The sequence below is a fragment of the Sanguibacter sp. Z1732 genome, assembly GCF_051020515.1.
Lineage (GTDB): Bacteria > Actinomycetota > Actinomycetes > Actinomycetales > Beutenbergiaceae > CALKWS01.
In genome coordinates, this window is the sequence record NZ_CP194857.1 from 3,593,388 (window position 1) to 3,616,403 (window position 23,016).

Sequence of the window (23,016 nt, forward strand, 5' to 3'; positions counted from 1 at the left end):
CCACGTGCCCTCGCCTACTCGGTCACCGTGACGATCCCCGAGGCACCTCGTTCGGCATCAGCCATCACGTGGTTGACCATCGGGTAGTTCCCGGCCTCGCCGAAGACGGTCTCGACGAACCCGCCCTGAGCCACCGCGACCGAGAGCGCCTGACTGCCGCCGCCGGTGTTGCCGAAGGCGTCCACCCCGCGGTTCAGGTGGTAGCCGCCCTCGTGGAAGACGGTGTCGAACTGCGAACCGACGATGTGGAAACTGCTGCCCCGGTTGGGGCCGGCGTTGAGCACCCAGAACCGCACCCGCTCCCCCACCCGTGCCGGGAGCGGCTGCTGACGGTACTGGAAGGCGATGCCGTTGAACGCGACCGCATCGGCGGAGCCGGCCCGGGCGCGGTCGGCGTCCACCTCGGCAGCGTTGCCCCGCCCGTGCCCGCTCGCCCGGAGGTAGGCCTCGGACTGGACCAGCACGTAGTTGCGGTCCACCGGCTCCAGGTCGTCGGGTTCGATGATGACCGCCCCGAACATGCCGGCCCCGATGTGGCTGGTCATCGGGTCGGTGCCGCAGTGATAGAGCCAGATCCCGGCCATCCCGGCAGTGAAGCGGTAGACCAGCGACTCCCCCGGGGCGATCGTGCGCATCGGCTCGTCGGGGGCCAGCGACCCCGCGTGGAAGTCGATCGAGTGCCCGATCGTGCCGTCGTTGACCAGGGTGATCTCGAAGACGTCCCCGACCCGCCCGTGCACCGTGGGACCGGGTACCTGACCGTTGAAGGTCCATCGGCGCTGCCATACTCCCGGGGCCACCTCCAGCTCCACCTCCTGGGCCGTCAGGGTGAGCTCGTGGACGGTGCCCGCGTCGGTGTCCAGCGGCGGCAGCTCGGGATCGACGAAGCCGGTGACTTCTGCCGCGTCGGGCAGGATCGACGGTCGTGGCCCGTCGGCATCGCCCTGCCCGCCTCCGTGCCTGGCGTGGCCGTGCCCGCCCGCCGCGGCGACGTCGTCATCGTCCCCTTCCGGCCCGGCCTGGTCGGCCGGCACCGGCGTACCGTCGGCGCCGACCGCGCTGACGGTGAGCACCATTCCCATCTGCCGGTGCCCCACGATGGTGCACCAGCCCTCCAACGACCCGGAGATGACACCGGCCTCCAACGTGGCCGACTCCCCGGTGGCCAGCCGCGGCGTCTGCTCACCGCCCAGGATCAGGTCGTGTACGTCGGAGGTGTCCTCATTGATCAGTTCGATCACGAGGCTGTTCCCCGCGGGGACCTCGATGTGGTCGGGGCTGAACCGCATGTCGTCGGCCACCACCTGCACGGTCGTGGTCCGCCCGGTCGGGACGACGTCCTCGGCCGCGCCGGTCCCCGCAGTACCGGCGGGAGTGCCCAGACCGGCGGCGGCCGGATCCATACCCACCCCCACGGCGGTCGCCACCGCCAGCGCGGTGATCGCCCCCACGAACTGCCCGCCCCGCCAGAACGGGCCCCGAGCATGCTCCCGGGACACCGCCACGGTGCTCTCAGTGCGCTCGGCGCTCCCGGCATCGGCAGCCGCTGCCTCCTGTTCCTCGCGCAGTGCCCGGCGGGCCCGGATCGCCCCGAGCATCAACGGGATGAACCAGGCCAGACCGGCCAGCGTCACCACCGAGGTGGTCACCCGCACGGCACTGGGCACCGGGAGCAGGAAGATGACCAGGCCGAGGTTGATGAGGACCAGGCGGGCGGCACCGGCCCGGTTGAACCACCATTGGGTGGTCCGCACCGCCACCGGGCCCCCACCCAGCACCACCGGGATCAGGTAGGACATCGCGCCGGTGAGGAGCTGCGCGGCGAAGCCCGCCACGATCACCGCCACGACGGGGCCGAACCCGGCGGTCAGTTCCCCCCAGGTCGAACTCATCATGGTGTTCAGCGTCAGCCACCCCAGACCGACCACCGCCCAGATCATCGCGGCGGCCACCGAGGCCGGGGCGAACTCGCGCGGCGGACGGGTGCGCGCGGGCCGCACCAGCGCCCGGCCCCACCAGACCAGCGCCAGAACGTAGGCCGACAATCCCGCGCCGACCACGGCCAGCACACCGGCCAGCGCCCCGGTCAGGACCACCACCAGGGCCGCGCCGAACACCGGGAGAGCCCGCTTGGCCAGGCGCTCGGCCCGCTCGTCCATCCGGGTGCGCAGCATCGTGGGCCACAGCGTGATCAGCGTGCCGGTCACGGTGAGTCCCACCCAGCCGAGCACATTCAGCATCGAGTGCGCCAGGAGCAGTTGGCCGTGCAGGGGGTCGGGGTACCCGCGCGCCAGCAGCACCCCGAACAGTGCGCCGACCGGGAGGAAGGCGGCCGCGGCCAGGTAGTAGTGCACGGTGATCCGCATCCGGCCCGGCAGCGCGTGCCGCAGCCGGCGCCACAGCGCCAGGAAGTGCGCCACCACAGCGGTGACCACCAGGACCGCGCCGGCCACCGTGAGGGGCCAGATCGTGGTGGGCACCCCGACCATCACCGTTGTGACACCCACCAGCAGGGTGGCCAACCGCCGGGACTGACGACGGCGGTCATCCAGTTCTGTGGGAGTCTTCAGCAGGGCCTGGGCGAAGTAGACGCTCCAGACCATGATCGAGTGGGTGGCGGCGCCCAGCAGCACCAGGTGCACCATCAGCCAGCGGGACTCGGGCACGAACGGGTGGGCGATGGCCATGATCACCGCCATAGCGAGCCACAGCAGGGCGGGCCGGTCCCGCATCGCCCAGACGCCCCGTGTGGTGGACGCACCCGCCTGCGGCGGGGAGGTGGTTGTTCTCATGCCCGGGCCGCCGGTGTCGTTCGGCTCCTGCCGGCCCAGACCGCCACGCCCACCGCGCTGAGTGCCAGCAGCAGCAATGCCGCGATCGTCAACAGGCCCCCGACCTGCCACACCGTGTTCACTTCCGTCACCATTCCCAACGTGCGAACCACCATCCCGGCGTGCAGCACCGCCAGTGGCGCCCACAACACCGGGTGGTAGGGCAGCGAGATCCTCAGTACCGCCGGCAGGATCACCGGGGCGTGCGCCAACACCATCGACATGCCGAAGCCCAGAAAGATCCCGTGCACCACCAGGTCATACCAGTGCGGCACCCAGGCCGGTCCACCGATCATCCAGACCAGGCCCGCCAGGGCCAGCCACGCGTACCCGGCGAGCATCGCGGCCGCGGCAAACCTGGGCAAGCCCTTGGCCCGAACCATCCGGCGGGCCACATCATGCCACCCGAGGTAAGCGGCCAGGAGGAGCAGCGTGAGACCGAAGCCCGCCGCTCCCGCACGGGAGAAGACCATGGTCGCCAACGACGCGAGAACCAGCGCACCGGCCAGCGTCAGGACGATCGGCTCGGCCCAGCGGGACAGGGAGATCCGGGCCAGTTCCACCCGTTCGGCGACGATGGTGAGCACGATGAATCCGGACAACAGCGCGACCAGGTCCACGATCTCAACCCGGATCCAGAACGCGGCCGCGAACAGGGCCAGCAACGCACCGAGCAGTTGCACCAGCACGGTGTTGTCCCAGGACCGCCGCCAGAGTTGCACGTAGACCGCGCACAGCACGGCCGCCCCGTTGACCAGTAGCAACTGGCCCAGCACCGCCGGTGCCGGGCTGAGCAGCGCCAGCCCGCCGCCACCGAGCAACGTCGGTGCGAGGAAGCCCCAGGCGCTCCGCAGCGCCACCGCGCGCTCAAGTGAGATCAGGGCGCCCAGGAAGCCCAGCACCATCAGCATGCCGTGCAGCACGGGCAGGCCCGCCGAGGTCGCCGGGGCGGGCAGGCCCAGCAGCAGCAGGGCGGCATTCAGCCCGGCGAGCATGCTCACGCCGGCGGCTGACAGCAGTACCAGCCGGCCCGCTCTCGTGCTACGGCCGGTTCCGGTCGCCGGTCGGACCGGTGGCGCCGTCGTCGTCAATGACCTCTCCGTGCTAGTCGCGCTGCAGCCGCAGCCGCCAAGCCTCCGGGCCCTCCTCCAGGTAGGTCACCGAGATGCTGCCGGCCTCCCGTTCGGCGATCTGGGCCAGCAACGGCTTGGGGTCGTGCGGGGCTACCAGCACCATCGCCTCACCGGAACCGATCGCTGACAGCGCACCGAACACGCTCCCATGCCGGATCCGGTGCGGGATGGGGCGTACATCCAGTTCGGGCAGGTCACCATCGTGCTCACCGCAGGCGCACCCGGCGGGCTCCTGGATCACGTTCAGCATCGGGCGGACGTCGGTCATCGCTGGCTCCTCGGGTGAGCGTCGGGCTGGGACGCCCAATTATTACATATCCGAGTTGTGCAAATCCCCGCGCCGCCACGACACCCCTCACGCGCCCCGGGCGCACCGCGCTGGAGACCTGTCGCGCTGCCGGGCCGGAGCCGCGATGCGTCCTGGAAATCCGGTCGGGAATACGCACGCGACGCAGCCGGCAAATGCCCGAACGGTCATCCCGGTGCATTCTCCGCGACTGTTGGAATAGAGCGCTCAAGCCGCATTTTCCCAAGGCCGGCGTTGCCGAATTCAATGGTCAATTGATTCGGCAGGAACGCTTGCGGGGGCCCCGGGATCGGCCTAGATTGCTCGTGAGGGCAGTTCCTTCAAATTGCGAGGATCCAATGATGGACCGGCAACCGGTGGATGGTTTGGGAGTACTGGAATCGCCGGTGCGCAAGGAACTCCTGGAACACCTGGTCGAGTTGTTCCACAGCCGTGACCTGGATTCCGCGACACCGCCCGGACGCACGGCCAGGGAATTGGCCGAACTCACCGGCTTGCACGTGACCACGGTGCGGTTCCACCTCGAGCGACTTGTCGGCGCCGGCTTCCTACACGCCCACTTCGAGCCGCCCACCGGGGTGGGCCGTCCGCGCAAGATCTACACCTCGCACCTGAGTCGCTGGCCGGAGCCCACCACGAGCCGGCACCACGAGGCGCTGGCCGGACTGCACGCCGAACTCGAGGCCGGCGAGGACGGGCCCGCGCGGGCCGAAGAGGCCGGGCTGGCGTGGGCCCGGGCTCGGGTGCAGGCCGGACCCGGGCTCTCACCGGCCCCGGCCCGCACACCCGGCACCTGGCTGGCCAAGATCGGCCGGCTGATCGATGAACTGACCGATTGGGGCTACGGGCCGAACGTGCGCACCACCGGTGCGTCGGTGGAACTGACGTTGCACTACTGCCCCTTCCTGGCCATGGCCACCGAGGATCCCGATGTGGTCTGCGCGGCCCACCGCGGTCTGCTGCGCGGCACGCTGGAGGCCATCGGGGAACCCGAGGTGCGGGTCAGTCTGCAACCCAAGGTGGGACCGCACGCCTGCCGCGCCCACCTACGAACGATGACACCGCTCACCGGAGGCCCAGCATGACCACCACCAAGCCCCCCACGATTGAAGGTCCCCTCAGCGGCGCCCTGGTGGGCACCCGGCGCTTCTTCGGTAGCGCCGAGGTCAGCGAGGACAAACGCAGCCTGCACCTGTCCGGAGGGCGCGCCGGGGCCGGGGACTCCTTCTACCGGGACCGGTGGAGCCACGACAAGGTGGTGCGCTCCACCCACGGGGTCAACTGCACCGGTTCGTGCTCCTGGAAGGTCTACGTCAAGGACGGGATCATCACCTGGGAGGCCCAGCAGACCGACTACCCATCCGCGGGGCCGGACCGGCCCGAGTACGAGCCCCGCGGCTGCCCACGGGGCGCGGCCTTCTCCTGGTACACCTACTCCCCCACCCGGGTGCGCTACCCCTACGTGCGGGGGGTGCTGCTGGACATGTTCCGCGCCGCGAAAGCCAAGTACACCGACCCGGTGGTGGCTTGGGGCTCGATCGTGCAGGACCCCGAGTCGGCGCGCACCTACAAGAGCGCCCGCGGCAAGGGTGGCATGGTCCGGGCCACGTGGGCCGAGGTGGTGGACATGCTCGCGGCCGCGCACGTCTACACGATCAAACGCTGGGGCCCGGACCGGATCGCCGGCTTCTCCCCGATCCCGGCGATGTCACCGGTCAGTTACTCCTCCGGCTCCCGGTTCCATGAACTCATCGGTGCGCCGATGCTGAGTTTCTACGACTGGTACGCCGACCTGCCCAATGCCTCTCCGCAGATGTTCGGGGACCAGACCGACGTGCCCGAGTCCGGGGACTGGTGGGACGCCGGATACCTGATCATGTGGGGCTCCAACGTCCCGGTCACCCGCACCCCGGACGCGCACTGGATGATCGAGGCACGCTACCGCGGGCAGAAGGTGATCTCGGTGGCTCCCGACTACGCCGAGAGCGTCAAGTTCGCCGACGAGTGGGTCGCCTCGGCTCCGGGCACCGACGGTGCGCTGGCGATGGGGATGGGTCACGTCCTGCTGAAGGAGTACTTCGCGGACCGGCAGGTGGACTTCTTCACCGACTACAACCGCCGCTTCACCGACCTGCCCTACCTGGTCACCCTCGAAGAGGTCGAAGGCGCCGACGGCACCTACCGGCCGGGGAAGTTCTTGGTCGCCGGGGACTTCGACAACCCCCAGTGCGACAGTGAGAACGCGATGTGGAAGCCGGTGGTGCTGGATGAGACCAACGGCGAGGTCGCGGTCCCGAACGGTTCGATCGGGCACCGGTTCGGCCCGGAGGGGGCCGGGAAGTGGAACCTGGACCTGGGCGACATCGAACCGGCGCTGAGCCTGTACGGCCATGACGACGGCGGTTCGGCCGCCCTGGTGCAACTGCCGCGGTTCGACAATCCCGAGGGCGCGCTGAACCTGGACGTCCGGGGCGTGCCGGTTCGCCGCATCGGTGGGCACGTGGTCACCACGGTGCTGGATCTGCTGCTGGCCCAGTACGGAGTGGCCCGCCCGGGTCTACCCGGAGCCTGGCCGGTCGACTACGCCGACCCGTCGGTTCCCGGCACCCCGGCGTGGGCCTCCGACATCACCGGGGTCCCGCCGGAGCAGATCATCCGGCTGAGCCGGGAGTGGGCCCAGAACGCGATCGACACCCAGGGTCGCGGGATGATCCTGATGGGCGCCGGGACGAACCACTGGTACCACTCCGACCAGATCTACCGGGCGATGCTCCTGCTCACCACGATCACCGGCTGCCAGGGCCGCAACGGTGGCGGGTGGGCGCACTACGTGGGCCAGGAGAAGATCCGGCCGATCATGGGGTTCCAGCACCTGGCCTTCGCGCTGGACTGGATCCGCCCGCCCCGGCACATGAACCAGACCGCCTACTGGTACGTCAACACCAGCCAGTACCGGTACGACACCTTCGGTGCCGAGAACCTGAACGGTTCCACCGGGGTGTTCAACGGCAAGAGCACCATGGACCTGCTCGCCCAGTCCGCCAGGTTGGGATGGACCCCCAGTTACCCGCAGTTCGACCGGAGCAGCCTGGAGGTCGCCGACGAGGCCGCGAGGGCCGGGCAGGACGTAGGCCAGTACGTGACCCGGGCCCTCCAGAGCGGGGACCTGAGATTCGCCGTCGAGGATCCCGAGGCGCCGCAGAACCACCCGCGGATCCTGTCGCTGTGGCGAGCCAACCTGTTCGGGTCCAGCGCCAAGGGCAACGAGTACTTCCTCAAGCACCTGCTGGGCACCGACAACGCCGTCAAGGCCACCGAGGCGCCGCCGGAGCATCGTCCGGAGGGCATCGCGTGGCCCGAACAGGCACCGGAGGGCAAGCTTGACCTGCTGCTCAGTCTCGACTTCCGGATGACCTCCTCCACCCTGCTCTCCGACGTGGTGCTACCGGCGGCGACGTGGTACGAGAAGCACGATCTGAACACCACCGACATGCACCCCTACGTCAACTCCTTCAACCCGGCGATCGACCCGCCGTGGCAGTCCAAGACCGACTGGGATACGTGGAAGGCGATCGCCAAGCGGTTCTCCGAGCTGGCCGTCGACCACCTCGGTGTGCGCAAGGACGTGGTCACCAAGCCGTTGTGGCACGACACCCCGGAGGCGATGGCCACGGTGCACGGGCGGGTCAAGGACTGGAAGACCGGTGAGGTCGAACCGGTTCCGGGGCAAGACGCTACCGGTCCTGGCCGAGGTGGTGCGGGACTACCCGGCCACCTACGAGCGGATGACGGCGGTCGGCCCGTTGCTGGAGAAGGTTGGCATGCTCACCAAGGGAGTGGCCTACGACGTCAAGCGGGAGGTGGATCTCCTCCGCCACCGCAACGGCACCGTGCGTTCCGGTTCGGCCAAGGGCATGCCACGCCTGGAGACCGACATCCAGTTCGCCGAGTCCATCATGCACCTGTCGGCCACCTGTAACGGGCACCTGTCCACGCTGGGGTTCAGGAACCTGGAGCAACGCACAGGTACCCGACTGCACGACCTGGCCGCCGAGCACGAGGGCAAGCAAATCACCTTCGCCGACACCCAGAACGCCCCGGTGCCGGTGATCACCTCCCCGGAGTGGTCCGGGTCGGAGAGCGGCGGGCGGCGCTACAGCCCGTTCACCATCAACATCGAGCGGCTCAAACCGTTCCACACCCTCACCGGGCGCCAACAGTTCTATGTCGATCACGACTGGATGCTCGGGATGGGCGAGGGTCTGCCGGTGTACCGGCCACCACTGAACATGACCGACCTGTTCGGTGAATCCCCGATCGGGAGCCAGAACGAACTCGGGGTCTCGGTGCGCTACCTGACCCCGCACAACAAGTGGTCGATCCACTCCGAGTACCAGGACAACCTGTTCATGCTCAGCCTGTCCCGGGGTGGGCAGACGATCTGGATGTCCGACGTCGACGCGGCCAAGATCGGGGTGGCTGACAACGACTGGATCGAGGCCGTCAACCGCAACGGCGTCGTGGCCGCCCGCGCCATCGTCAGCCACCGCATGCCCGAGGGAACGGTGTACATGCACCACGCCCAGGACCGGCTGATCGACGTACCGCTGACCGAGACCGACAACAAGCGCGGAGGGATCCACAACAGCCTCACCCGGATCCTGATGAAACCGAGTCACATGATCGGCGGATACGCCCAACTGTCCTACTTCTTCAACTACATCGGCCCCACCGGCAACAACCGTGACGAGGTGACGATGATCCGCAGACGCACCGCCCCGGTGCAGTACTGACCTTCCCCGAGGCGCTGCCCACGTCCCCCCGCCCGGCCGGGCGCTGTCCCGGCCCCCGAGAAGGAGATCACATGCGCATCATGGCCCAGATGGCGATGGTGATGAACCTCGACAAGTGCATCGGGTGTCACACCTGCTCGGTCACCTGCAAACAGGCCTGGACGAACCGATCCGGCACCGAGTACGTCTGGTTCAACAACGTCGAGACCCGGCCCGGCCTCGGGTACCCGCGTGGCTATGAGGACCAGGAGGAGTGGAAGGGCGGCTGGGAACTCAACTCCCGCGGACGCTTGAAACTCAAGGCTGGCGGCCGGATGAGGAAACTGGCCACGATCTTCTCCAACCCCAAGATGCCCTCCATCCAGGACTACTACGAACCCTGGACCTACGACTACGAGACGTTGCTGAACGCCCCCGCTCAGCAGACCTTCCCGGTGGCTACCCCGCAGTCGCTGATCACCGGGGAGCGCATGAACATCACCTGGTCGGCGAACTGGGACGATGACCTGGGCGGCTCCGGCGAGCACGCGGCCAAGGACCCGATGCTCGCGGGCCTCGAGGACAAGGTGAAACTGGCCTTCGATGACACCTTCATGTTCTACCTGCCCCGGATCTGTGAGCACTGCCTGAACCCCAGCTGCGCGGCCTCGTGCCCATCGGGCGCGATCTACAAGCGCAGCGAGGACGGGATCGTGCTGGTGGATCAGGACAAGTGCCGCGGGTGGCGGATGTGCATCACCGGCTGCCCGTACAAGAAGGTCTACTTCAACCACAAGACCGGCAAGGCGGAGAAGTGCACCTTCTGCTACCCCCGGATCGAGGTGGGCATCCCGACGGTGTGCGCCGAGACCTGCGTGGGCCGGCTCCGTTACATCGGCCTGGTGCTCTACGACGCCGACCGGGTGCTGGAGGCGGCTTCGGTGAAGGACGAGCACGCCCTCCTGGATGCGCAGCGCTCGGTGTTCCTGGATCCTCATGACCCGCAGGTCCAGGCCGAGGCCGAACGGGCCGGCATTCCGCTGGACTGGATAGAGGCGGCCCAGCGGTCCCCGATCTACACCCTGATCAACACCTACGAGGTGGCGCTGCCGCTGCATCCGGAGTACCGCACCATGCCGATGGTGTGGTACATCCCGCCGCTGTCCCCGGTGGTGGACGTGATCCGGGACACCGGCCACGATGCGGAGGACCAGGACAACCTGTTCGCCGCGATCGACGCGCTACGGATCCCGGTGGAGTACCTGGCGAACCTGTTCACCGCCGGAGACACCGCCCCGGTGACCAAGGTGCTCCAGCGGCTGGCCGCGATGCGTTCCTACATGCGCGACATCAACCTGGGCCGGGAGGCACAGGCGATCATCCCGGAGTCGGTGGGGATGAGCGAGGAGGAGATGTATGAGATGTACCGCCTGCTCGCCCTGGCCAAGTACGGGGACCGCTACGTGATCCCCTCGGCTCATGGCGAGGACGCCCACGCCCTGGAGGAGATCGCCACCGACTGCCCGGTGAGCGGCTTCGACGAGGACCTGATGACCGGTTCGGGACCCTTCGGAGAGGGGTCCGGGCACGGCCAGGGCACCAGGGTGGCCGCGGAGAATTTCGCGGTGCTGCAGGAGCGCCAGACCTCCGACACGCTGGTGGGCGGGCAGCCCAAGTCCGGTCGGGTCAACCTGTTGAACTGGGACGGCAAGGGTGTGCCGGAGGGGATGTTCCCACCGGCGCCGGAGTCCGAGGAGTCGGGGTCCCGATGAAACGTTGGCTGCGACACCGCCGCTCCCGGCCCACGCTGAGCCCCCGGGAGCAGGCCGACACCTGGCAGATCGTGTCCTTGCTGCTCGGTTACCCCGAACCGCGGCTCCTGGCCCTGTTACCCACCCTGGCCGAGGTTGCCACGAGCCTGCCGGAGCGGGTCGCCGGACCACTGAACGACTTCCTCGAGCATGCCCGGCGCAGTGACCCCGCGGAACTGCAGACCCAGTACGTGGACACCTTCGACGTCACCCGGAAGTGCTGTCTGCACCTGACCTACTTCCTGCACGGGGACACCCGCAACCGTGGCGCGGCCCTGGTGCAGTTCAAGCAGGCTTATCGCAAGGCCGGGGTGGTGCTCCACGATGAGCGTGCCGAGCTGCCCGATCACCTGTGCGTGGTGCTGGAGTTCGGTGCCACGGTGGACGCCGACGCCGCCTGGACGCTGCTGAACCATCACCGGGTCGGTATCGAACTGCTGCACCAGGGCTTGCTCCGCCGGTCCTCCCCCTGGATCGACGTGGTGCGGGCATTGCGAGCCACGTTGCCGGATCTGGATGAGGACGACAATCTGGCCCTGGCCCGTCTGATCGCCGAGGGACCCCCGCACGAGGACGTCGGTATCGACAACGCGCCCTACGCGCTGGATCCGGCGCTGGACCAGTTGCGCACACCCCCCGGGTCCGATGGGTGTGGCACACCCACGGGCGCCCAGGAGCCCAAGTTCCTGGGCTCCACCATCGACGTTGGAGTTCCGCGATGACCACGTTCCTGTGGGTGATCTTCCCCTACATCTGCCTGACGATCTTCGTGGGCGGTCATATCTGGCGCTATCGCTACGACAAGTTCGGATGGACCACCCGCTCCTCGCAGTTGTATGAGTCACGGCTGCTCCGGATCGGCAGCCCGTTGTTCCATTTCGGGATGCTGTGGGTGGTGATGGGCCACTTCCTCGGACTGGTGATCCCCAAGACCTGGACGCAGACCGTCATCAACGATGAGGCGTATCACGTGGTCGCCGTGACCGGCGGCATGCTGGCCGGCGCCGCAGCCCTGTCCGGCCTGGTGATCCTGATCTACCGGCGCCGGATGACCGGTCCGGTGTTCTCGGCCACCACGGCCAACGACAAGTTCATGTACCTCGTGCTGGCGGTGGTGATCCTGCTGGGCTGCCTGAACACCATCCAGTCCTCCGGGATGATCGCGGTGGCGGGCACCGAGCACTACGACTACCGCGAGGGGGTGTCGGTGTGGTTCCGTTCCATCTTCTGGTTCCAGCCCCAGCCCGAACTCATGACCGGCGCCCCGTGGAGTTTCCAGGCGCACTCCCTGACGGCGTTCTTCCTGTTCGCGATCTGGCCGTTCACCCGCCTGGTGCACGTCTTCTCCGCCCCGTTGGGCTACGTGGTTCGGCCCTACATCGTCTACCGCAGCCGGGATGAGCGCCCCGTCGCCGCGGTGGGCAGCCGGGCCCCGAAGCGGGGCTGGGAACAGAACCGTTGAGCCCCGGGGCTACCCCCTCCTTCGACGTCGTGATCCTCGCCGGTGGCCGTGGACGCCGCATGGGAGGGCAGGACAAGGCCGCCCTGCCGGTAGCCGGGCGGCCGATGCTGGCTCGGGTGCTGGAGGCTGCGCAAGGGGCCCGCGACGTCGTCGTGGTCGGGCAGGCGCACACGCCCGACGGCGTACGGCAGGTCAGGTCAGTGAGGAACCTCCCGGTGGCGGACCGGTCGCCGGGATCAACGCCGGTGTGGCCGCCCTCGGCGAGCCGGCACCGTGGACGTGTGTGCTCGCGGTGGACCAGCCGGGCGCCGGGGCTGCGCTGAGCGCGATCATCGGCGCTCTACCGGCCATCGACCCCCTGGTGGAGGTGGTGTGCCACCTCGATGCCACGTCTCACGCGCAGTGGCTCCTGGCCGCCTATCGCCACGACGCACTCGTCCAGGCTCTCGCCCCGCACGGAACCGGCCACGGCGTCCCTGTCGGGCGCCTGGTCTCGGGCCTGCGGTTCCAGTACCTGCGGGCCGGGGCCGAGCACGTCGGCGACATCGACACCTGGGCCGACCACGCCCGCTGGGAACAACGCCTCGGCGGGCTCTGAACCGCACCGCAGGCGCGCGGGTGTAGGCTAACTACCGCTTGTAGTACTACACCCCTCGTTCTGCGGGAGCGTCATGGAAGCGTTGGAACTGGCCCGGTGGCAGTTCGGCATCACCACGGTCTACCACTACTTCTTCGTGCCGATCACGATCGGGCTGTCCCTGCTGGTGGCCATCATGCAGACCTGCTGGTTGCGCACCCGCGATACGCAGTGGCTGCGGCTGACCAAATTCTTCGGCAAACTCTTCACGATCAACTTCATCCTCGGACTGGTCACCGGCATCGTGCAGGAGTTCCAGTTCGGGATGAACTGGTCGGACTACTCCCGGTTCGTCGGCGACATCTTCGGCGCACCCCTGGCGATCGAGGCCCTGCTGGCGTTCTTCCTGGAGTCGACCTTCCTGGGCCTGTGGATCTTCGGCTGGGGCCGGATCCCGGAGAAGCTCCACGCGGCCAGTATGTGGATCATCCATATCGGCACCATGCTGTCGGCCTACTTCATCCTGTCCGCGAACTCCTTCATGCAGAACCCGGTCGGGTACCACATCAACGAAGAGAACGGCCGAGCCGAACTCACCGACTTCCTCGCCGTGCTCACCAACAAGGTGCAACTGGCGGCCTTCCCGCACGTGCTCACCGCGGCCTGGATGACCGGCGGGGCGTTCGTGCTGGCCTTCACGCTGTGGCACCTATGGCGCAGCACCGACCAGACGCCCGCGGCGGACAAGCCGATGTATCGCAAGGGCGCCAAACTGGGCGCCTGGGCGCTGCTGATCTCCGGGGCGCTGGTGATCGTCACCGGTGACGTGCAGGGCAAGGTCATGTACGACGTGCAGCCGATGAAGATGGCCGCCGCCGAGGGCCAGTACCACGACGTCCCGGAGGGAGTGGGCGCCCCCTTCTCCATCATCACCGTGGGCACCCTGGACGGTCGGGAGGAGATCTGGGCGTTGACCGTCCCCAAGTTGCAGTCCTACCTGGCCACCGGGTCACTGACCGGTGCCGTGGAGGGTATCAACCACATTCAACAGCGCTACGAGATGACCTACTCCGGCCACGAACTGACCGAGGCGGATGACTACCGCCGATCATCCCGGTGACGTACTGGAGCTTCCGCCTCATGATGGGACTCGGCTTCGCCGGAATGGCGGTGGCCGCGGCGGTGCTCTGGCGGTTGCGGGGCCGGGGCTCGGAGCACGATGAGGACCGGGTCAGCCACCGGTACTGGCTCTGGGCGGCGGCGACGGTGCTGTTCATGCCGTTACTGGCCAACAGTTTCGGGTGGATCTTCACCGAGATGGGCCGCCAGCCCTGGTTGGTGATGGGCCTGATGACCACTCGCACCGGCGTCTCCCCGGGTGTGACCACCTTCGAGGTGGCCACCTCCCTGGCGGTCTTCACCCTGCTCTACGGGGCCCTGGCGGTGGTGATGGTGAAGCTGAGCCTGCGCTACGGCCGGGCCGGCGCCGAACACGTACCCGAGGACGCCTCCTTCGACCCGGGCGAGCGGTCCGACGACGACGAATTCGTCTTCACCTACTGAGCGGCGCGGAAGGACTACGACTGATCATGGAACTGACCACCATCTGGTTCGTCCTCATCGCGGTGCTGTGGGTGGGCTACTTCGTGCTCGAGGGGTTCGACTTCGGCGTCGGCATGCTCCTGCCGGTGCTCGGCCGGGACGATGTCCGCACCGACAGCCTCGACGTGAAGCCCGAGAGCGGCGAGACCCGGCGGCGTCAGATGCTCTCCTCGATCGGCCCGGTATGGGACGGCAACGAGGTGTGGCTGCTGACCGCCGGCGGGGCGACCTTCGCGGCGTTCCCGCACTGGTACGCCACCTTGTTCTCCGGTTTCTACCTGCCACTGCTGTTGATCCTGGTGGCGCTGATCGTCCGCGGTGTGGGGCTGGAGTACCGCGGCAAGGTTGACTCGGCGCTGTGGCGGGCCCGGATGGATGTGATGATCGTCGTCGGCTCGCTGCTTCCCGCGGTGTTGTGGGGGGTGGCGTTCACCAACATCGTCCGGGGGGTTCCCATCGATGCCGACATGGAGTACGTCGGCGGGTTCTGGGCCCTGCTGAATCCGGTGGCCCTGCTCGGCGGGTTGGTCACGCTGGCGCTGTTCCTGGTCCACGGCGCCTTCTTCATCGCGTTGAAGACCGATGGGCGGCTACGTCACGACGCGCGCGCCCTCGGCCTCAGACTCGGGGGTGGTGCCGCGGCGTTGGCCGTGGTCTGGTTGGTTCTCATGCAGTCCGGGACCGGCACGGCGTTGTCCTGGGCGATGGCGATGGCTGCGGCCGTGGTCTTCCTCGGCGGCCTCGTGATGGCCCGGCGGGGCCGGGAGGGGTGGGCCTTCACCGGCACGTTCGTGACGCTCGGGCTGGCAGTGGCCTCCCTGTTCGTCGCGCTCTTCCCCGACGTGATGCCCTCCACGCTTGATCCCGCGAACTCCTTGACGGTGCACAACGCGGCATCCTCGGAGAAGACCCTGGGCATCATGACCTGGGTCGCGGTGATCTTCATGCCGATCGTGCTGGCCTATCAGGCATGGTCCTACTGGATCTTCCGCAAACGGGTCTCCGGGCACCACATCCCCACCGGTGTGCATATCGCCGCGGTGACCGAGGAGAGCACCACGCAGCGATGAAACCGTTCGACCCTGGTCTGCTGCGTGACCTGCCGGCTATCCGAGGGCCGGTCGGGTTGCTCGGCGTACTCGGCGTCGTCTCCGGGGTCGCTGCGATCGCACAGGCGGTGCTGGTGGCCGTCGCGGTGGCCAGGGTGGTCACCGGCACGCCCTGGGGCTGGGTGCTGGGGGCGGTGGTGGGCCTGATCGTCCTGCGCGGACTGCTCACTGCCGCGGCCGAGTACGTCGCCCGGGTCACGGGGCAGAAGGTGGCCGGGATCGTGCGTCTCACCGTGCTGCGGCACTGGTTGACCCATCCGGCGGAGCAGCGCCCCGGCGACGATGAGGCGGTGACCCGCGCCGGGGAGGGCGTGACGACGATCGAGCCGTACATCTCTCGGTACCTACCGGCGCTGGTGACCGGTGTGGTGGTGCCGGTCCTGGCGGTGGCGACACTGCTGTGGGTGGACTTCTGGAGCGCCCTCATCGTGCTGCTCACGCTGCCCCTGCTGCCGGTCTTCGCGGCACTGATCGGTCAGCACACCGCGGCCGAAACCGAACGACGCTGGGCGGCGATGGAGTTGCTGTCCGGCCACTTCCTGGATGTGGTCAAGGGCCTACCCACCCTGGTCACCTACGGGCGGGCCCGCGCCCAGGTGGGCGTCGTCGGCCGTGTCGGTGAGCGCCACCGCCGGGCCACCGGGAAGACGCTGCGCACCGCGTTCATGACCACCACCGCCCTGGAACTGTTGGCAACCATCTCGGTGGCGCTGGTGGCGGTGGCGGTCGGGCTGCGCCTGGCCTACGGAGCGATGGACCTGCAGGTCGGCCTGATGGCGATCCTGCTGGCGCCGGAGGCCTATTGGCCGATCCGTCGCGTCGGTGCGGAGTTCCACAACGCCGCCGACGGCGCCACCACCCTGGACCGGTTGCGCGGGAGTTTGCGCACGAACCGACCGCACCGGGGCGGGTCGCCGGTACCGCAGGTGGGGCCCGCATCCACAGCCACAGTCGGGCTCAGCCACGTCAGTTACGCCCACCCGGGTCGCACCCGAACGCTCGTCGACGTCACCCTGAACACCCCGGCCGGCCCCGGCCTGACCGTACTGACCGGCCCATCCGGTGCCGGCAAGACCACCGTCCTGGAACTCATCGCCGGGCTGCGGGAACCCGCCGGCGGCGCCGTGCGCGGCGGTGATGTGCACCTTGCCGCGCAACGTCCGGTGATCCTGCCGGGCACGGTCCGGGACAACCTGGCCCTCGCCGGTGCGAGACCGGACGAGGCACGCGTCGCTGCCCTGGACCGAGTCGGTCTGTGGCCTGCGCTACGTGACCGGGACGGTCTGGACACCGACCTGGGCGACGACGGGTTCGGCCTGTCCGCCGGACAGTTGGCACGCCTCGCCCTGGCGCGTGCGCTGCTGAGCGAGGCCGACCTGGTGCTCCTGGACGAGCCCACGGCCAATGTGGCCGCGGCTGCGTTGCCGGCGCTGCATGAGGCGATCACCGAACTGGCCAGCACCCGGCGAGTCATCGTGGTCACCCATGATGAGGACCTGGCCGGGCTCGCCGACCAGCGCTGGCGGATCGATCCTGCCCCTCATCCGGCCCCGCCGACGACGCCGGCCCGGCCCGTGACCGAAGCCGATCCTGGAGCAGACGCGGAGGGCGCGCGGGCCGCTACCCCGCGCCCCGGGCAGGTCGCCCCGATCGTCACCCCGGACGGCCGGCGCGGCCTGATCCTGGCCTGCGTCCTGGGTGGACTCGCCCTGACGGCCGGGATCGCCCTGACTGCCACGTCCGGGTGGCTGATCGTGCAGGCCTCCACCCAGCCGGTGATCCTGACGTTGCTGGTCGCGATCGTGGGGGTGCGCGCCTTCGGCCTGGCTCGTCCGGTGTTGCGCTACGCCGAGCGCATCGTCTCCCACGACGTGGCCCTGGAGGACCTGGCAACCCGCCGGGCGGACGTCTTCGCCCGGCTGATCCCGCTCACCCCGGCCCGGTTGGGCCGGCGCAGCCGCGGCCAGTTGCTCACCGCGCTCGTCCGGGACCTGGACGACGTGGTCGATGACCAGATCCGGGTCACCGTGCCCGGGTGGTCGGTCGCCATCGCCTCGGTGATCGGTAGCGGCATCGCGCTCTTCCACTCACCGACCGCAGCCGGGGCGGTGCTGGCCGGGTCCGCGCTCGTGGGGATGATCGGGTGGCTTGCCACCCGCACCGAACTGACCGCCCAGCACCAGGCGGTCACGACCCGGGGTGAACTGCAGCATCGCACGACCGCGGTGGCCGGGCGGATGCTTGCGGTCCAGGCGGCCAGCGGCATCCGGCGCCTGCGCCATGACACCTCAGCGTTGCTGGCCCCGGTGGCCCTGTCCCAGCGTGCGCACCAGCGTGCCGAGCGCCGCCTCATCGGGGTGCGCGCGGGTGCCCTGGCCGCAGTCTGGCTCACGCTCGCGGGCACGGCCGCGGTCGTCCTGATGCTGGCGTGGCAGGCGCACTCGGTCGGGTCACTGTCGGCTCCCTACGCCGCGTTGCTGGCACTGCTGCCGATGGCCCTTGCCGACGTGTGGGGGGAGGTGCCGGACATCGCCGGTGCCCGGGCCCGGGCGCGCGCCGCCGCGAGCCGGGTCTCGGCGCTCCTGGACTCCGAGCCCGCCGTCGCCGATACCGGTGAGAGGCCGGTGCCCGGCGACCAGCGCCACGGCCCGGACCTGGCGTTGGACCGCCTCAGCGCGCGGTGGTCCACCGATCCCTTCCGGCCACCCGCGCTGACCGGACTGGACCTGGACCTGCCCCCGGGCGCCCGGGTCCAACTAACCGGGGCGAACGGGTCCGGTAAGTCCACCGCTCTGGCTGTGCTGGCTCGCCACCTCGATCCATTCGCAGGCCGGTACCTGCTCGGTACGGCGAGCACCACCGACCTGCAGACCGAGCAAGTGCGGGTGCTGCTCGCCGTTGTCGACGACGAGCCGCATGCCTTCGCCGGGCCGCTCCGGGCGAACCTGGGCCTGGCCCGACCCGATGCCGATGACGAGGAGCTGGTCGCCGCGCTCGCGGCTGCGCAACTGAGTGACTGGTACGCCACGCTCCCCCACGGGTTGGACACCACCATCGGCGGCCTCTCCGGTGGCGAGCGTGCGCGCCTGGCCCTGGCCCGTGCCGTGCTGTCCCGGCGCCCGGTGGTGCTGCTGGATGAGCCGGCCGCTCACCTGGATGAGTTCACCGCGCAGACCACGCTGCGCACCGTGCTGGAGGCCCTGATGCCCGGGACCACGATCGTGCTGGTCAGCCACCGCAGGGTGCCCGGCGCGCACTTCGATGAGGTGGCCCTGGGCGGCGCTGGATCCGGGACCGGTGGCACGCAGGCGGCGACGTTGGCTGGAACCAGCGGTTGAAGAAGGCCGGCGGTCATACTGGGCTGCATGGGTGAACTCACCGGAGCCGGCTACGTCGAGGTCGACCGCGAGGCGGCAGCACACGCCAACCGGGACTGGTGGAGTGCCGTGGCCGATGACTATCTGGGCGAGCACGGCCCTTTCCTCGGCGACGCCGACTTCTGCTGGTGCCCGGAGGGCCTGCGCGAGAGCGAGGCGCGGCTCCTCGGTCCGTTGGAGCGGCTGCGCTCCGAGGATGTGCTCGAGGTCGGCGCCGGGGCGGCGCAGTGCTCCCGGTGGCTGCGCGGCCAGGGAGTCAACGCCATCGCCACCGACGTGGCGCCGGGGATGATCGCCGCCGCCGCAGACCTGGACCGACGCACCGGGATCGCCGTGCCGGCGCTGGTGGCCGACGCTCGCGCGTTGCCGTTCGGCGACGACTCCTTCGACGTGGTCTTCACCGCCTTCGGTGCCATCCCGTTCCTGGCCGATGCCGACCGGGTGCACACCGAGGTGGCCCGGGTACTGCGCCCCGGTGGCCGGTGGGTGTTCTCCGTGACCCACCCGATCCGTTGGGCCTTCCCCGATGACCCCACGAGGCACGGCATGTCGGTGGTGCGCTCCTACTTCGACCGGACCCCCTATGTCGAGACCGGACCCGACGGGGAGGTGCTCTACAGCGAGTTTCACCGCACCCTGGGCGATCACGTCGGCGACCTGGTCGGCGCCGGGCTGCAGGTGACCGGTCTGGTCGAACCCGAGTGGCCGCCGGGCAACACCAACATCTGGGGCGGATGGGGGCCCGAGCTCGGGGCCTTCCTCCCCGGAACCGCGATCTTCGCCACCACCCTGCGATGAGTGGTCCCATCGGCGGGCGGCGGAAAATGAGGGTGACATTCCGCCGGCGGCTCGTACCGTACTTCCATGGCTTCCACGACATTCATTCCCGTCGGATTCAACCCCCCAACTTCCCTGGTCACCGACCAGTTCCGGCTCGAGCCCCTGGGCCCCCAGCACAACGATGCCGACCTGGCGGCATGGACATCGAGCGTGGAGCACATCCGGAACACCCCGGGCTACCCCGATGGCCGCTGGCCTCCGCATGAGGGGATGTCACCCGAGGACAATCTTCGGGATCTGCAACGCCACGCGGACGACTTCGCCGCCGGAAAGGGATTCACTTTCACGGTCCTGGACCCAGCAGGCGGCGACGTCATCGGCTGCGTGTACCTCTACCCCGCCGCCTCGCCGGACTACGACGTCGACGTCCAGTCGTGGGTGCGGGCCGACCGCGCCGATCTGGACACGCCGTTGGCCGACGCCTTGCACTCCTGGCTCCGCGCGGCCTGGCCCTGGCAGCGGCTGCACCGCTTCGGGCGCTGACACCGGCGCAGGTCACCGGAGCCGGCCCCCGGAGCGGCCGATGCTCAGTGGCCGGCGGTGCGCCAATCGGTGCCCACGCCCACCGAGACCTCCAGCGGCACCGTCAACTCGGCGGCACCGGACATCTGCTCGCGCAGGATCTGCTCGACCTCCTCGCGTTCGCCGGCCGCCACCTCCAGGACCAGTTCGTCGTGCACCTGCAGCAGCATCCGGGAGGCCAGGCCGCGATCCAGGAGGTCACGCTGCACACCGAGCATGGCCACCTTCATCAGGTCCGCGGCGCTGCCCTGGATGGGGGCGTTCAGGGCCATCCGCTCGGCCATCTCCCGGCGCTGGCGGTTGTCGCTGGTCAGGTCCGGCAAGTAGCGGCGCCGGCCCAGGATGGTCTCGGTGAACCCGGTGCTGCGGGCATCCTCGACCACGCCGGTCAAGTAGTCGCGAACCCCACCGAAGCGTTCGAAGTACTCCTCCATCAGGGCCCGCGCCTCGGCGGTGGCGATCTTGAGCTGCTTGGACAACCCGAACGCGCTGAGGCCGTAGGCCAGGCCGTAACTCATCGCCTTGACCTTCGCCCGCATCGGGGCACTCACCTGGTCAGGTTCCACCCCGAACACCCGCGAGCCAACGAAGGAGTGCAGGTCCTCGCCGGTGCGGAACGCCTCGATCAAGCCCTCATCACCGGACAGGTGGGCCATGATCCGCATCTCGATCTGGGAGTAGTCGGCGGTGAGCAGGGTCTCGAATCCGTCGCCCACCACGAACGCCTGCCGGATCCGGTGACCCTCCTCGGTGCGGATCGGGATGTTCTGCAGGTTCGGCTCCGCCGAGGACAACCGGCCCGTGGCCGCGATCGTCTGGGAGTAGGTGGTGTGGATGCGCCCGTCCTCGGCCACGGTGCGCAACAGCCCTTCGACGGTCTGGCGCAGCCGGATCAGATCCCGGTGGGTGAGCAGGTGCTGCAGGAACGGGTGCTCGGTCTTGACGAACAACTCCGCCAGGGCGTCGGCGTCGGTGGTGTAACCCGTCTTGGTCTTGCGGGTCTTGGGCATATCGAGTTGGTCGAAGAGGACCTCCTGGAGTTGCTTGGGTGAGGACAGGTTCACCTCCCGGCCGATCACGTCGTAGGCGCTCTGCGCAGCCTCGCGCACACCGGCGTCGAACTCCGACTCCAGGCCGCGCAGGTAGCCGGAATCGCTGCGATGCCGACCTTCTCCATCTGTGCCAGCACCTGCGCCACCGGCAGTTCCAGGTCCTGCAGCAACCCCGTCGCCGCCCGGGACTCGACCTCCTCGGCGAGCGCGTCGCCCAGCGCCCGCACTGCGGCAGCCCGGGTGGCGCTGAGGGTGGCCTCATCGGGGCCGTCCAGATCCAGGGTCTGCTGCCCGTCGGACTCCTCGGTCCGCAGTTCGCGCTGTAGGTGGCGCACGGTCAGGTCCGCCAGGGCGTAACTACGCTGATCCGGGTAACACAGGTAGGCCGCCAACGCGGTGTCGAATCTGACCCCGGCCAGCGCCAGCCCCCGCCCGCGCAGCCGGTGCCAGGCACTCTTGGCCTCGTGCATCACCTTGGGTGCGTCCGGATCGGCCAACCAGCGCGCCAGTACCTGCTCCTGCTCGGGCGCTACGTCGGCGAGGTCCACCTCGATGGCGTTGCCGTCGTCGTCGGCGATCGCCACCGCCCACGCGTCCGCACCGGCCGGCCCTCCGCTGCCGCGCACATCCAGCCCGAGCGCCTTCCCGGTTCGGGTACCCAACCACTCCCCCAGTGGTTCGGTGGCCAGGGTAACGTCGAAGGCACCGGCGTCGGCTGACTCGGCGTCGGTGGGTTCCATCGCGAACAGCCGGTCCCGCAGCACCCGGAACTCCAGGGCATCGAAGACTTGGTGCACCTGTTCCCGCTGGTACGCGCGCCGGGCCAGATCGTCCAGGGTGTAGGGGAGCTCGAGATCCCGGCGCAGTTCGTTCAGTTCCCGGTTCAGCATGACCTGATCGAGGTGGTCGCGCAGCTTCTCCCCGACTTTGCCCTTGATCTGCGGGGCCTGGGCGATGATGCCGGCCAGGTCCTCATACGCCCCGATCCACTTCGCGGCGGTCTTGGGGCCGACGCCCGGAACTCCGGGCAGGTTGTCACTGCTCTCCCCCACCAGGGCGGCCAGGTCGGAGTAGCGGCCCGGGGGCACCCCGTACTTCTCCTGCACCGCCTCCGGGGTCATCCGCACCAGGTCCGAAACGCCCTTGCGCGGGTACAGCACCGTGGTGGCGCCATCGACGAGTTGGAAGGTGTCCCGATCGCCCGAGCACACCAGCACCTCCATCCCCGCCCCCTGGGCCCGGGTGGCGTAGGAGGCGAGGATGTCATCAGCCTCGAAACCCTCGATTCCCACCGTCGGCACGGCCAGGGCGGCCAGCACCTCCTCGATGAGGGGAATCTGCCCCCTGAACTCATCGGGGGTCTCATCGCGGGTGGCCTTGTAGTCGGGGTAGGTCTCCTTGCGGAACGTGGCGCTGGAGACGTCGAAGGCGACCACCACGTGCGTGGGGGCCTCATCGCGCAACAGGTTGATCAGCATGGAGGTGAAGCCGTACACCGCATTGGTGGTCTGCCCGGTGGTGGTGGCGAAGTTCTCCGCCGGGAGGGCGAAGAACGCCCGATAGGCCATCGAGTGGCCATCGATCAACAGGAGCCTGGGTCGCGCGTTTCTCACTCACGCCT

At 69.1% G+C, this 23,016-nt stretch carries 13 protein-coding genes and 3 pseudogenes; 12 read left to right on the forward strand and 4 right to left on the reverse strand.

The features are described 5' to 3' along the window. Window positions 1–14 precede the first annotated feature (14 nt). The 3 genes from ACRRRO_RS18740 to ACRRRO_RS18750 all read right to left on the reverse strand — a co-directional run bounded on the left by ACRRRO_RS18740 (window position 15) and on the right by ACRRRO_RS18750 (window position 4,232). Entirely contained in the window at window positions 15–2,792 is a 2,778-nt protein-coding gene (locus ACRRRO_RS18740; RefSeq protein WP_424796314.1) for a multicopper oxidase domain-containing protein, read from the reverse strand. Continuing rightward, window positions 2,789–3,826 (reverse strand): hypothetical protein, encoded by a 1,038-nt coding sequence (locus ACRRRO_RS18745; protein WP_434080705.1) that lies wholly within the window; start codon window positions 3,824–3,826, stop codon window positions 2,789–2,791. Before ACRRRO_RS18745 ends, ACRRRO_RS18740 begins: the two co-directional genes overlap by 4 nt. A gap of 109 nt (window positions 3,827–3,935) precedes the next feature. Then, window positions 3,936–4,232: a DUF2249 domain-containing protein gene (locus ACRRRO_RS18750; RefSeq protein WP_424796316.1), complete on the reverse strand. Its 297-nt coding sequence runs from the start codon at window positions 4,230–4,232 to the stop codon at window positions 3,936–3,938. Window positions 4,233–4,627: 395 nt separating this feature from the next. Here ACRRRO_RS18750 and ACRRRO_RS18755 point away from each other — a divergent pair, with 395 nt between their 5' ends. The 12 genes and pseudogenes from ACRRRO_RS18755 (at window position 4,628) to ACRRRO_RS18810 (ending at window position 20,304) form a co-directional block, all read left to right on the forward strand. After that, window positions 4,628–5,356 carry a helix-turn-helix transcriptional regulator gene (locus tag ACRRRO_RS18755; RefSeq protein WP_434080706.1) on the forward strand — a complete coding sequence of 243 codons (729 nt, stop codon included), beginning with the start codon at window positions 4,628–4,630 and terminating at the stop codon, window positions 5,354–5,356. Next, window positions 5,353–9,064: pseudogene (locus tag ACRRRO_RS18760) on the forward strand (nitrate reductase subunit alpha). The gene ACRRRO_RS18755 and the pseudogene ACRRRO_RS18760 overlap by 4 nt, the downstream one beginning before the upstream one ends. A gap of 71 nt (window positions 9,065–9,135) precedes the next feature. Beyond that, window positions 9,136–10,815 carry a nitrate reductase subunit beta gene (gene narH / locus ACRRRO_RS18765; RefSeq protein ID WP_434080707.1) on the forward strand — a complete coding sequence of 560 codons (1,680 nt, stop codon included), beginning with the start codon at window positions 9,136–9,138 and terminating at the stop codon, window positions 10,813–10,815. Beyond that, window positions 10,812–11,576 carry a nitrate reductase molybdenum cofactor assembly chaperone gene (gene narJ, locus ACRRRO_RS18770; protein WP_424796320.1) on the forward strand — a complete coding sequence of 255 codons (765 nt, stop codon included), beginning with the start codon at window positions 10,812–10,814 and terminating at the stop codon, window positions 11,574–11,576. The genes narH and narJ overlap by 4 nt, the downstream gene beginning before the upstream one ends. Further along, on the forward strand, window positions 11,573–12,316 hold the full coding sequence (gene narI, locus ACRRRO_RS18775) for a respiratory nitrate reductase subunit gamma (RefSeq protein WP_424790904.1): 744 nt from the start codon (window positions 11,573–11,575) through the stop codon (window positions 12,314–12,316). Before narJ ends, narI begins: the two co-directional genes overlap by 4 nt. Before the next feature lie 59 nt (window positions 12,317–12,375). Then, window positions 12,376–12,914 (forward strand): annotated as a pseudogene (mobA, locus tag ACRRRO_RS18780) (molybdenum cofactor guanylyltransferase). Window positions 12,915–12,987: 73 nt separating this feature from the next. Continuing rightward, the gene (locus ACRRRO_RS18785) at window positions 12,988–14,013 is read left to right on the forward strand and encodes a cytochrome ubiquinol oxidase subunit I (protein WP_434080708.1); all 1,026 of its coding nucleotides are present in this window, start codon (window positions 12,988–12,990) and stop codon (window positions 14,011–14,013) included. After that, window positions 14,010–14,456, forward strand: coding sequence for a cytochrome ubiquinol oxidase subunit I (locus tag ACRRRO_RS18790; RefSeq protein ID WP_434080709.1), 447 nt, complete (start codon window positions 14,010–14,012; stop codon window positions 14,454–14,456). The genes ACRRRO_RS18785 and ACRRRO_RS18790 overlap by 4 nt, the downstream gene beginning before the upstream one ends. Window positions 14,457–14,482: 26 nt before the next feature. Next, window positions 14,483–15,565, forward strand: a complete 1,083-nt coding sequence (gene cydB, locus ACRRRO_RS18795; RefSeq protein ID WP_424796322.1) for a cytochrome d ubiquinol oxidase subunit II — start codon at window positions 14,483–14,485, stop codon at window positions 15,563–15,565. Then, a complete protein-coding gene (gene cydD, locus ACRRRO_RS18800) occupies window positions 15,562–18,942 on the forward strand; it encodes a thiol reductant ABC exporter subunit CydD (RefSeq protein WP_424796323.1) in 3,381 nt (1,126 codons plus the stop codon). Before cydB ends, cydD begins: the two co-directional genes overlap by 4 nt. A 27-nt stretch (window positions 18,943–18,969) precedes the next feature. Then, entirely contained in the window at window positions 18,970–19,779 is an 810-nt protein-coding gene (locus ACRRRO_RS18805; RefSeq protein ID WP_424796324.1) for a class I SAM-dependent methyltransferase, read from the forward strand. A gap of 66 nt (window positions 19,780–19,845) precedes the next feature. Continuing rightward, a complete protein-coding gene (locus tag ACRRRO_RS18810) occupies window positions 19,846–20,304 on the forward strand; it encodes a GNAT family N-acetyltransferase (protein WP_424785811.1) in 459 nt (152 codons plus the stop codon). A gap of 44 nt (window positions 20,305–20,348) precedes the next feature. Here the strand turns inward: ACRRRO_RS18810 and polA are convergent. After that, window positions 20,349–22,963, reverse strand: a pseudogene (gene polA, locus ACRRRO_RS18815) (DNA polymerase I). Window positions 22,964–23,016 lie beyond the last annotated feature (53 nt).

What these genes read in the sequence shown, in the direction of transcription:
- ACRRRO_RS18740 (WP_424796314.1), bottom strand. Translation starts at nt 2,792, where the DNA reads ATGAGAACAACCACCTCCCCGCCGCAGGCGGGTGCGTCCACCACACGG.
- ACRRRO_RS18745 (WP_434080705.1), bottom strand. Translation starts at nt 3,826, where the DNA reads ATGCTCGCCGGGCTGAATGCCGCCCTGCTGCTGCTGGGCCTGCCCGCC.
- ACRRRO_RS18750 (WP_424796316.1), bottom strand. Translation starts at nt 4,232, where the DNA reads ATGACCGACGTCCGCCCGATGCTGAACGTGATCCAGGAGCCCGCCGGG.
- narH (WP_434080707.1), top strand. Translation starts at nt 9,136, where the DNA reads ATGCGCATCATGGCCCAGATGGCGATGGTGATGAACCTCGACAAGTGC.
- narJ (WP_424796320.1), top strand. Translation starts at nt 10,812, where the DNA reads ATGAAACGTTGGCTGCGACACCGCCGCTCCCGGCCCACGCTGAGCCCC.
- narI (WP_424790904.1), top strand. Translation starts at nt 11,573, where the DNA reads ATGACCACGTTCCTGTGGGTGATCTTCCCCTACATCTGCCTGACGATC.
- ACRRRO_RS18785 (WP_434080708.1), top strand. Translation starts at nt 12,988, where the DNA reads ATGGAAGCGTTGGAACTGGCCCGGTGGCAGTTCGGCATCACCACGGTC.
- cydB (WP_424796322.1), top strand. Translation starts at nt 14,483, where the DNA reads ATGGAACTGACCACCATCTGGTTCGTCCTCATCGCGGTGCTGTGGGTG.
- cydD (WP_424796323.1), top strand. Translation starts at nt 15,562, where the DNA reads ATGAAACCGTTCGACCCTGGTCTGCTGCGTGACCTGCCGGCTATCCGA.
- ACRRRO_RS18805 (WP_424796324.1), top strand. Translation starts at nt 18,970, where the DNA reads ATGGGTGAACTCACCGGAGCCGGCTACGTCGAGGTCGACCGCGAGGCG.
- ACRRRO_RS18810 (WP_424785811.1), top strand. Translation starts at nt 19,846, where the DNA reads ATGGCTTCCACGACATTCATTCCCGTCGGATTCAACCCCCCAACTTCC.